Here is a 10,723-nt window from a genome sequence, read left to right on the forward strand (position 1 = left end):
CCGTGGTGATGCGGGCGGCGGCGCGGGCCAGGCCGTGCAGGGAGACGGCGAAGAGCGGCGCGCCGCAGCCGTCGACGGTGACGTGGGCGGGAGGCTGCCCGGTCAGGTCCGCCACGGCCCGGGCGACGGCCTGCTGGAGGGGGTGGGCCGGGTCGAGGTAGTCGGGCAGGGACCAGTCGTTGAGGCGGGCGGTCCACAGCATGGCGGCATGCTTGCCGGAGCAGTTCTGGGCGAGCCGGGAGGGGGCGCGCCCGGCGGCGACCCACTCGTCCCGGACGACCGGGTCGTAGGGCAGGTCGGGGACGTTGCGCAGGTCGGCCTCGGTGAGTCCGGCGAGGTCGAGGAGGCGCCGGGTGGCCGCGAGGTGGGTCTCCTCGCCGGAGTGGCTGGCGGCGGCGAGCGAGAGCAGCTCGCCGTCGAGCGGCAGTCCGGCCCGCAGCATGGCGACGGCCTGGACGGGCTTGAGGGCCGAGCGCGGGTAGAAGGCGGCCTCGATGTCGCCGAGGGCGAACTCGACCCGGCCGTCGGTGCCGAGCACGACGACGGAGCCGTGGTGGACGCCTTCGACGATCCCACCGCGTACGAGGTGGGCGACGGGCACATGGCGGGGTTCGCGGACGACGGGGGCGCCGGCGGGGAAGCTGCTGTACATCTCTGCCTGAATCACGAGGTGGGGCGGGCCGGTGCGCGGGTCACGCGTCGGCGGGGGCGGGCGGACGGACGATGCCGTCGAGGCTGGTGGCGACGCGGTCGAGGTGATGGCTCATCGCCTCGGCGGCGCCGGGTCCGGAGCCGCCGAGCAGTGCCTCGACGATGGCCCGGTGTTCCCGGTTGGACTGCTCGCGGCGGCCGGCCAGCTCGGTCAGGAAGGCGGACTGGCGGGCCAGGGCGTCCCGGATCTCCTCGATCACCTTGCGGAAGACCGGGTTCTTCGCGGCCTCGGCGACGGACAGATGGAAGAGAGTGTCCATGGCGACCCAGGCGGTGGTGTCGGTCTCCCGGTCCATGCGGTCCAGGAGTCCGGTGAGCCGTTCCAGGTCCTCCGGGGTCCGGCGCTCGGCCGCGTATCCGGCGACCGGGACCTCTATGTGGCGGCGCGCCTCCAGAAGGTGCCCGGCCGTGTAGTCGCCGAACGTGGGGTCCGCCACCGTACTGGCGACGACGAAGGTCCCCTTGCCGGTCCGGGAGACGGTGAGACCCATCGTCTGGAGCGCGCGCAGTGCCTCGCGGAGCACGGGCCGCGAGACCTCCAGGGTGCGGCACAGCTCGGCCTCGGAGGGCAGCTTGTCGCCGATCGCGTATGTGCCGCGTTCGATGGCGCCGCGCAGGTGACCGAGGACCGCCTCCATGGCGCTGACGCGCCGGGGAGCCGGGACGGTTGTCTGGCTGTCTGACAGGTTCACGGAGGCGATCCTGCGGTGTGCGGGGAAAACATGTCAAGGCGTCACACCCAAAAGCGCGCACGGGGTGCGGAAGCCCACATATGGGCTCCGCACCCCGTGCGCGGCGGAAGGGTGGTGTCAGCTGCTGAGCACACCGGTGCCGAGCAGGCCGAAGAGCAGCGCGCCGATGATGATGCGGTAGATCACGAAGGCGTTGAAGGAGTGCTTGGCGACGAACTTGAGCAGCCAGGCGATGGAGGCGTAGGCGACGACGAAGGAGACACCCGTGCCGACGGCCAGCGGGGCCGCGCCGACACCGGCGCCGAGGGCGTCCTTCAGCTCGTAGATACCGGCGCCGGTCAGGGCCGGGATGCCGAGGAAGAAGGAGAGACGGGTGGCGGCGACCCGGTCGAGGTCCAGGATGAGCGCGGTCGACATGGTGGCGCCTGAGCGGGAGAAGCCGGGGAAGAGCAGGGCCAGGATCTGCGAGCAGCCGACCAGCATCGCGTCCTTGAAGGAGGTGTCGTCCTCGCCTCGCTTGTGGCGGCCCATCTGGTCCGCGCACCACATGACGACCGAGCCGCCGATCAGCGAACCGGCGACCACCCAGAGCGAGGCGAGCGGGCCGTCGATCAGCGGCTTGGCGGCCAGACCCACCACCACGATCGGGATGGTCGCCGCGATGACCCACCAGGCGAACTTGTAGTCGTGGTGGTAGCGCTCCTGGGGACGGACCAGACCGGTGAACCAGGCGGTGATGATCCGCTTGATGTCCTTGAAGAAGTACACGAGCACGGCGGCGATGGCGCCGACCTGGATGACGGCGGAGAAGCCGACCACGGACTTGTCGTCGACGGGGATGTGCATGAGCCCCTCGGCGATCTTGAGGTGGCCGGTGGAGGACACGGGGAGGAACTCGGTCACCCCCTCGACGACTCCGAGGACGACGGCTTGACCGACGGAGATGGCGCTCATGGAATCCAGTTCTGGGGAGAGGAGGTCGACAGTGCTGTAGTCAGTCTTACTATGCCCGGCCGCGTACGGCCCCGGGTGCTGGCGGCAGCGTAGAGCCCCCACCCCGCGCGGTGGCGTCCGGGGTGGCCGGGGAGCGAGTCGCACATGCCGGTGCCGGGCGGGGGCGCGTTACGGACCCACTACCGTCCCGGTCGTCGGCCGCCCCCGCCGTCTTTCCGTTTCACAACGACTTCTTACCGCGCGAGTCCGCTTTGCCCGAGCCGGTGTGTCGTAGGGCGGGGATGAGGCCGCACCGGCACCGGGCCGTTCACCAGCCCTTCTCGAAGAGCTGGGCGACCTCGGCGATGCGGACCTCGTCGCGGCTGTAGTGGACGCGCAGGCGCCGCCGTCTCGTGCGGAGCAGGCCGAGACCGGCGAGGAAGTCGAGGTGCGCGGCGACGGTGCGGCGGGGCAGGCCGAGGTGGGCGGCGACGGCCCGCGCGGTGACCCCGGTGCCGACGGGATCGCGGCGGCGGCGCGCCTCGGGGAAGTGGGCCGCCGGGTCCTTGAGCAGTTCCAGGACCGTCTGCCGTACGCGGCCCGAGGGCCTCCCCATCATGCGTACGCCTCCGATCCCGGGCTCCTCGTGCACCGTGTCCCACTGTGGCGCAGGCGGGGGCGCCGCGTCCGCGTCTCGGTGTCCGTTGTCCGGTACCCACCCCTCCGCGCGGCCGGTGGCGGACCCCTGGCCACGGGGCGTGGAAAGGCTGTGCGGCGGGGCCATGGGGCCTCGATCCGGTACTACATGCACACTCAAGGAGTGGCTGGATCGGTGCTACGGTGCGGGTATGGCAGTCAAGACGGCCGACGCCCGGCTGGAAGAGCGGTGGCGGGGCATCCTCGCGATCCACGCGCGCACCCTGTGCGAGATCGATCGCGTCCTGCATCCGCACGGGCTCGGTGCCAGTGACTTCGAGGTGCTGGACATCCTGGCCGCCGAGTCGCCCGCTGAGGGGGATCAGTGCCGGGTGCAGAACCTGGTCGGCCGGGTCCATCTGAGCCAGTCCGCGCTGTCCCGGCTGATCGGCCGCCTGGAGAAGGAGGGCCTGGTCAAGCGCTCGGTGTGCGCGGAGGACCGGCGCGGGGTGTGGGTCGCGCTCACCCGGAAGGGCCGCGATCTGTACGCCGAGGTACGTCCCCTGCAGCGTGCCGTGCTGGAGAAGATGCTGGCCGGGGAGGACTGAGCCGCCCGGCCTCTGGGTGCGACACCCCGCCTGTGTGAGTGCGCCCTATATGGGGGTGACCTATGTGGGAGTGGCCTATGTAGGGGCGCCCTATGTGGGAGCAACCCATGTGCGGGGCGCCCATGTACGCATCCCATAGGCACGACCCATGTGCGCACCCCACAAGCCCGCACGCCTCACCCGAAGCGGAGCCGCCCATGTGGCACGGCTCCGCCTCCAGGTGATCCGCTCATCGCGCGAGCAGCGTCCGTACTCCCTGTGACGTGAGCGTCAGTCCGTGTTCGGAGCTGCCGTCGATCGTGAGCGAGAGTTCCTCCTCCGGCCACTGCGCGGCAAGGGCGCCGAGCTGGATCAGCCGGTAGCGGGAGATGGACGGCAGTAGCCCGGCCATCTCGATCTCCGAGGTGAACACGGGGACGACCTGCTCGCCTCCGGGCTGTTCCAGGACGGGCAGGGCGACCGTCGAGGAGTCGGCGCCCTCCATCTCGGCCGCGTCGTCCGGCATCGGGACGAGCACGTCGCTGTGCGCGAGGGTGTCCAGCGCCGCCTCGTCGGCGGTGTTGACGGCCAGCACGTCGAGAGCCTGCTGAGCCGGCGTCTGGTGGTCGTCGTGAGCGGGTGTCTCCATGGCACATCCCCAGGTAGAGCGGTCGTACGGCCACGCACGCGGACGGGAGCCCGGCGCGCTCCCGCGCCGCGTACCCCGTCGGGCGCGGACCATGCGTCCGATTCCCCGGACGGCGCAACGGGCGGCCGCGCACCCGGCTGCCCCCGGCGTCAGGGCAGGTCGCCCGCGCCCAGTTCCCCGGTGGTGACGACGCGGACGAGCGGACCGTACAGCTCCAGCAGGCGCAGGGTCTCGCGATGGGCGCGGTCGTCCACGCCCGCGCAGGCGTCCGCGACGACCAGTACCTCGGTGCCCGCGTCGGCGGCGGCCAGGGCGGTGGTCAGTACACAGCACTCGGTGCTGACGCCCGCGAGGACCAGCGGTTCCCCCGGGGCCAGGCGGGCGGCGAGTCCCGGGGTCCACTTGCCGAAGGTCTCGGTGTCCAGGGTCGGTCCCGCGCGGTCCGCGAAGTCGTCGGCGAGCCGCCACAGCGGGGCGTCCGGGGGCTGGAGCGCGAAGGGCCAGCGGGCGTAGTAGGCGCGCCAGGCTCCGGTGGGCAGCGCGGGCGCCAGGAAGCGGGTGAAGACGGTCCGGCCGGTGAAGGCGGGCAGCAGGTGCCGTACGCCCGTCGCCGCGTCGGCGAAACGCGGCACCCCCCAGGGGCTGCCCGGGTCGGCGAAGACGCGCTGCATGTCGATGACGGCGAGCAGACCGGCGGGCGCCGAGGCGGGGGCGGTCATACGACGGGGCTCCCCTCGTACGGCGGCCTCGGCGGCGCCGCCTCCTGCGCGCGTACCCGGTGCCGACCGAACAGCAGGGTGCCGAGGAAGGAGAGCGCGAGGGCGACGAGGACGCCGAGGTTGGCGTAGGCCCACTCCCCCGACTCGCCGCCGAGGCCGAAGGGGCCGAGCAGATAGCCCTGCCAGGTGAGCCAGCCGGCGGCGGTGTTGGTGACCAGGCCCCAGCCGACGGCGGTCGCGCCGACGGTGAGGACGAGGGGCAGTACGGGCGCGTCGCCGTAGCGGCCGTCGGAGCGGTACAGGTCCCCCTCGTCGTAGTCGCGGTGGCGCAGGGCGAGGTCGGCGAGCATCACCCCGCACCACGCGGCGATGGGCACGCCGAGGGTGGTGAGGAAGCCCATGAACTCGCCGAGGAAGGCCCCGCCGAAGAACACGATGTAGATCGAACCGGCGATCATCAGGACGCCGTCGAGGAACGCGGCCAGATAGCGGGGCACCCGCAGTCCGGCGGAGAGCAGGGCGAGGCCGGAGGAGTAGATGTCGAGGACGGCGCCGCCGACCAGGCCGAGGACGGCGACGAGCGCGAAGGGGACGAGGAACCAGGTGGGCAGGATGGTGGTCAGGGCGCCGATGGGGTCGGCGGCGATGGCCTCGCTCAGTTTGTCGGAGGAGCCCGCGAGGAGCAGGCCGAAGACCAGCAGGAGCAGCGGGGCCGCCGAGGCGCCGAAGGCGGTCCAGCCGATGACGCCCCGGCTGGAGGAGTCGCGGGGCAGGTAACGGGAGTAGTCGGCGGCCGCGTTGACCCAGCCGAGGCCGAAGCCGGTCATCACGAACACCAGCGCGCCGATGAACTGCTGGGCGGAGCCCGCCGGGATGGCGCTGACGGTGTCCCAGTCGATGTGGTCGGCGACCAGGGCGATGTAGATGACGGTGAGTACGCCGGTGATCAGGGTGATCACCGTCTGGATCCGCATGATGAGGTCGAAGCCCATGACGCCGCCGACCACGGTGAGCGCGGCCACCACGAGCAGGGCCACGGCCTTGGTCTCGGTGCCGCCGCCCCAGCCGAGCCGGGCGAAGACGGTCGCGGTGGCGAGGGTCGCGAGGGTGGCGAGGACGGTCTCCCAGCCGACGGTGAGTATCCAGGAGACGACGGACGGCAGACGGTTGCCGCGTACGCCGTAGGCGGCGCGGCTGAGGACCATGGTGGGGGCCGAGCCGCGTTTGCCCGCGACCGCGATGAGGCCGCACAGCAGGAAGGAGGCGGTGATGCCGAGCACTCCGGCGACGAGGGCCTGCCAGAAGGAGATGCCGAAGCCGAGCGCGAAGGCGCCGTAGCTGAGCCCGAGGACGGAGACGTTGGCGCCGAACCAGGGCCAGAACAGGCTGCTCGGGGTGCCCTTGCGGTCGGCGTCGCCGATCACGTCGAGGCCCTGCGTCTCCAGATGGATCTGGCGGTCGGCTCCGCCGTGGCGGGGGTCCTGCGGCTGCGTCATCGTCGACCTACCTGTCCTGACGTGTCGAGCCAGAGGCTAGGCGCGGGCGCCAGGGGATACAAGGAATGACCCGGACCCGCCGCGTCCTGAGGCGGGTCCGGGCCATCCGTCCGTCTGTCCGTCTGTCTGTCTGCCTGCCTGCCTGCCTGCCTGCCGGGTGGCGGGTGGCGGGTCCGTCCGGCTCAGTCCGTGGCGCGCAGCGTGGGGATGGCGAGTTCCACGGGTCCGGCGGCCCGCGTGTTCTTGCAGCTGTCGTGGCAGTCCTTCTCCAGGCTGCAGCACAGGGAGCAGACGGCGCCGTGGTGGAAGGGGCAGTTCGCCATGTCGGGCCGCTCGAATGCGGTGACGCACACCGAGCACTCGAGGGTGCTGGGGGCGTCGGACATGTGGGCGTCGGAGATGTGGACCTCACCCATATGTGCCGCGTCCATGTGCGCCGCACCCATGTCCAGCTCGCCCAGGTCATTCGCCCGCGCTATGTAGTACCGCCCCTTCGTCACCACCGCGAACAGCGGCGACAGCACCATGGCCAGCACCAGCGCCACGAACGGCGAGAACGCCTTGCCGTACGTGCCGAAGGCCCCGAAGTACGCGGCGATGGACACCGCCGAGGCGATCAGCATCGAGCCGAAGCCGACCGGGTTGAAGTGATGGAGGTGGGCCCGCTTGAACTCGATGTACGACGGGCTCAGTCCGAGCGGCTTGTTGACGACCAGGTCCGCGACGACCGCGCCGATCCAGGCGATGGCCACGTTGGAGTAGAACCCGAGCACGGTGTTGAGGAAGCCGAAGACGCCGAACTCCATGAGGGCGAGCGCGATGCCGACGTTGAGGAAGATGTAGACGACGCGCCCGGGGTGACGGTGCGTCAGCCGGGAGAAGAAGTTGGACCAGGACAGCGAGCCGGAGTACGCGTTCGTGGAGTTGATCTTTATCTGGGAGAGGATCACGAAGAACGTGGCGAGTCCCAGGGCGACGGGCGCGGCGAAGGTGCCGAACCCGTGGACGTACTGCTGGATCGGCTCGTTGGCCATGCCGAGCCCGACGCTGCCGGCGATGTAGAAGGCGAGGAAGGCGCCGCCGATCTGCTTGAGCGCGCCGAGGACGACCCAGCCGGGTCCGGCGCTGAGGACGGCGGCCCACCACTGCCTGCCGTTGGCCGCCGTCTTGTCGGGCATGAAGCGCAGGTAGTCCACCTGTTCGCCGATCTGCGCGATCAGGGAGAGGGCCACACCGGCGCCCGCTCCCACGCCGATCATGCTGAGGCTGGAGCCGGTGGGCGAGTTCCCGGCGAAGTGGGTGAACTTGCCGAATTTCTCCGGCTCTTGGATGGCGATGGAGACGAACGGTGCGACCATCAGCACCAGCCAGACCGGCTGGGTCCACACCTGCATCCGGGAGAGCGCGGTCATGCCGTAGACGACGAGCGGCAGGACGACCAGGGAGCAGATGACATAGCCGAGGGCGAGCGGGATGTGCAGGCCGAGTTCGAGGGCCTGCGCCATGATCGAGCCTTCGAGCGCGAAGAAGATGAAGGTGAAGCTGGCGTAGATGACCGAGGTGAGGGTCGAGCCGAGGTAGCCGAAGCCCGCGCCCCGGGTCAGCAGGTCCATGTCGATCGAGTACTTCGCGGAGTAGTACGAGATCGGGATGCCGGTGAGGAAGATGACGACCGCCGCGGTCAGGATGGCGACCATGGCGCTGGTGAAGCCGTGGGAGACGGCGATGGAGCCGCCGATGGCGAAGTCCGCGAGGTAGGCGATGCCGCCGAGCGCGGTGGTGGCCACGACGTAGGGGCTCCAGCGGCGGAAGGACTTCGGCGCGTAGCGCAGGGAGTAGTCCTCCAGGGTGTCGTTGCGGGCCCACTCGTTGTAGGTCCGGCTGCCGGGCGGGGTCGGTGGGGCGGCCTGCTTGTCGACGATCTCCGTCACGGCTGATCCCTCTCCGTCGGCCGCTCCGGACTGTCCGGAGGCGTGCTCGGAAGGGTCGCGGCAGGCGGTTTCTCCGCTGTTTCGGCGCCCTTACGGGGAGGTTCCCGGGTGGTTCGGCGGCGTAAATCCTGGTCGGAGCGCGGCCGATGACCGCTATTGCTTCACGGTACACGTATCTGCATAATGGGGTTATGCATAAGCGGGTTATGGACCCCGACGGGCCACGGCGCGACACGTCGGCCGACGATCTGATGCTCGCCGTGGAGCACCTGGTGCGCTATGTGCGCCGCAGCGCGACGGCGGGCGGCCTGAGCACCGCCGCCTCCTCGGCGCTGGGCCGGCTGGGCCGCGAGGGACCGCAGCGGCTGACCGAACTGGCCCGGGCCGAGAACGCCACCCAGCCCAACATGACCCAGCTCGTCACCCGTATGGAGCGCGCGGGTCTGGTGCGGCGCACCGCCGACCACACCGACGGCCGGGGCGTGCTGGTCGAGGCCACCGAGACCGGCCTGGAGGTGTTCCGGCAGCGCCGGGCCGAGCGGTCGGAGGCACTGGGCCTGCTCCTGGAGCGACTGCCCGAGGCGGAGCGCGCGGCAGTCCGCACGGCGCTTCCGGCGCTGACCCGCGCGATCGAGGAGGACGGAACGCGCTAGCTCCGGAGCACCGACCCCCTCCGGGCCGAGGCGCCCACGCCGCACCCGTACACAACGCCTCACATTCAAATCCCCGTCAGTTCCGTCCCGTTGAGGTCTCTGTCCCCGTCACGTCATGACTGGAGAGAAGCGGTAATGACTGCACCGCGTGGAAAGGCCGCCAGCCCGTTCAGGCAGCCGAAGGCCGTCTGGGCCGTCGCGTTCGCCTGTGTCATCTCGTTCATGGGCATCGGTCTGGTGGACCCGATCCTGCCCGCCCTGGCCCAGAGCCTGCACGCCTCCCCCAGCCAGGTCTCCTTGCTGTTCAGCAGCTATCTGATCGTCACGGCGGTCGCGATGCTGGTGGTCGGCTGGTTCTCCGGCCGGTTCGGCGCCAAGCGCACGCTGGTCATCGGCCTGGCGATCATCGTCGTCTTCGCCGCCCTCGCCGGGTGCAGCGGCTCCATCAATGGCATCGTCGGCTTCCGGGCGGGCTGGGGGCTGGGCAACGCCCTCTTCATCGCGACTTCGCTGGCCGTCATCGTGGCCTCCGCTAGCGGCGGTTTCGGCGGGGCGATCATCCTGTACGAGACCGCGCTCGGCCTCGGGATAGCCGTCGGACCGCTGTTGGGCGGCGAGTTGGGGGCGATCAGCTGGCGCGGGCCGTTCTTCGGCGTCGCCGTGCTGATGGCGATCGCGCTGGTCGCCACGCTCGCCTTCGTACCGTCCCTGCCGAAGCCCGCCCGGCCCACCTCACCGCTGGCCCCGCTCAAGGCCCTGCGCCACCGGGGCCTGTTGACCATGGGCATCATGGCGCTGCTGTACAACTGGGGCTTCTTCACCATGCTCGGCTATGCGCCGTACCCCATGGAACTGGACGCCCACCGGCTCGGGTTGGTCTTCACCGGCTGGGGCCTGCTCGTCGCGGCGTTCAGCGTGTTCTTCGCCCCGCGCCTCCAGGCACGCTTCGGCACGGCGCCGGTGCTGTACGTCAATCTCCTCTGCCTCAGCGCCGTGATGGCCGTCATCGCGGCCGGGGTGGACAGCCCGACGGTAGTGATCACCGCGGTTGTCGTGAGCGGTGCCTTCATCGGCATCAACAACACGCTGACCACCCAGGCCGTCATGCTGGTCTCCCCCGTGGAACGCCCGGTGGCCTCCTCGTCCTACGGTTTCCTGCGCTTCATCGGCGGCGGTCTGGCGCCTTACGTGGCAGGCAGGTTGGCCGACGCGACCGACCTCAGCGTGCCGTTCTACCTGGGCGCCGCCACGTTCCTGCTGGCGATTCCGGTGCTGGCCGCCGGCCACCGGCTGCTGCGCCAGGCCGAGTCACGCCCGGAGGAGGGTGCGCCACTGGCGCCGTCGCTCACCGCCGTGGGGACTCCGGCCACGACGGACACGCCGCCGGTGGTCGTCGCGGTGGGCGCGCACGAGGGGGCCGACGCGATCGTGGACGCGGCCGCCCGGCTGGCCCGCGAATCCGGCAGTCCGCTGGAGGTGGTGCACGTGCACGAGACGGCCGTGGTGGAGGAGCAGGCGGCGGAGACGGAGAGCGCCGAGGCGGCGCGGGCCGCCGTCACCGCGCATCTCGACCGGCTCGCCGCGCACGGCATCGCCGCCACGGGCCAGGTCCTGACGAGTGTGGGGGATCACGCGGCCGCGGGCCGGGTGCTGGCCGAGCACGCCGCCCGGATGGGTGCCCGCGCCGTGGCGGTGGGCCGCTCGCCGCGCGGCGCG

The 10,723-nt window shown here is 71.1% G+C and carries 11 protein-coding genes; 3 read left to right on the plus strand and 8 right to left on the minus strand.

Annotated features, from left to right (window positions below):
* The 4 genes from GTW40_RS23665 to GTW40_RS23680 form a co-directional block, all read right to left on the minus strand.
* Positions 1–652, minus strand: a 652-nt coding sequence (locus tag GTW40_RS23665) for an asparaginase (RefSeq protein ID WP_161182195.1), incomplete at its 3' end; no start/stop codon positions are given.
* Between the two features lie 40 nt (positions 653–692).
* A complete protein-coding gene (locus GTW40_RS23670) occupies positions 693–1,403 on the minus strand; it encodes a FadR/GntR family transcriptional regulator (protein WP_161182196.1) in 711 nt (236 codons plus the stop codon).
* 117 nt (positions 1,404–1,520) lie between these two features.
* Complete coding sequence (locus GTW40_RS23675; RefSeq protein ID WP_161182197.1) at positions 1,521–2,357, minus strand: undecaprenyl-diphosphate phosphatase; 837 nt, start codon at positions 2,355–2,357, stop codon at positions 1,521–1,523.
* A gap of 307 nt (positions 2,358–2,664) precedes the next feature.
* Positions 2,665–2,955, minus strand: coding sequence for an ArsR family transcriptional regulator (locus tag GTW40_RS23680; RefSeq protein WP_161182204.1), 291 nt, complete (start codon positions 2,953–2,955; stop codon positions 2,665–2,667).
* A gap of 229 nt (positions 2,956–3,184) precedes the next feature.
* Between GTW40_RS23680 and GTW40_RS23685 the strand changes: the two genes are divergently transcribed.
* Complete coding sequence (locus GTW40_RS23685; RefSeq protein WP_161182198.1) at positions 3,185–3,580, plus strand: MarR family transcriptional regulator; 396 nt, start codon at positions 3,185–3,187, stop codon at positions 3,578–3,580.
* A 229-nt stretch (positions 3,581–3,809) separates the two neighbouring features.
* On the opposite strand, the gene GTW40_RS23690 is transcribed toward GTW40_RS23685, so the two are convergent.
* The 4 genes from GTW40_RS23690 to GTW40_RS23705 form a co-directional block, all read right to left on the minus strand.
* Complete coding sequence (locus GTW40_RS23690; protein ID WP_018546259.1) at positions 3,810–4,208, minus strand: SseB family protein; 399 nt, start codon at positions 4,206–4,208, stop codon at positions 3,810–3,812.
* A gap of 149 nt (positions 4,209–4,357) precedes the next feature.
* Positions 4,358–4,927 carry an isochorismatase family protein gene (locus GTW40_RS23695; RefSeq protein WP_161182199.1) on the minus strand — a complete coding sequence of 190 codons (570 nt, stop codon included), beginning with the start codon at positions 4,925–4,927 and terminating at the stop codon, positions 4,358–4,360.
* Complete coding sequence (locus GTW40_RS23700) at positions 4,924–6,423, minus strand: cytosine permease (protein WP_161182200.1); 1,500 nt, start codon at positions 6,421–6,423, stop codon at positions 4,924–4,926. The genes GTW40_RS23695 and GTW40_RS23700 overlap by 4 nt, the downstream gene beginning before the upstream one ends.
* A 182-nt stretch (positions 6,424–6,605) precedes the next feature.
* On the minus strand, positions 6,606–8,354 hold the full coding sequence (locus GTW40_RS23705) for a hypothetical protein (protein WP_161182201.1): 1,749 nt from the start codon (positions 8,352–8,354) through the stop codon (positions 6,606–6,608).
* 191 nt (positions 8,355–8,545) lie between these two features.
* Here GTW40_RS23705 and GTW40_RS23710 point away from each other — a divergent pair, with 191 nt between their 5' ends.
* On the plus strand, positions 8,546–9,007 hold the full coding sequence (locus GTW40_RS23710; RefSeq protein WP_161182202.1) for a MarR family transcriptional regulator: 462 nt from the start codon (positions 8,546–8,548) through the stop codon (positions 9,005–9,007).
* Positions 9,008–9,142: 135 nt separating this feature from the next.
* A partial coding sequence (locus tag GTW40_RS23715) for an MFS transporter (protein ID WP_161182203.1) occupies positions 9,143–10,723 on the plus strand: 1,581 nt, incomplete at its 3' end.

The sequence above is a fragment of the Streptomyces sp. SID4985 genome (genome assembly GCF_009863025.1).
Lineage (GTDB): Bacteria > Actinomycetota > Actinomycetes > Streptomycetales > Streptomycetaceae > Streptomyces.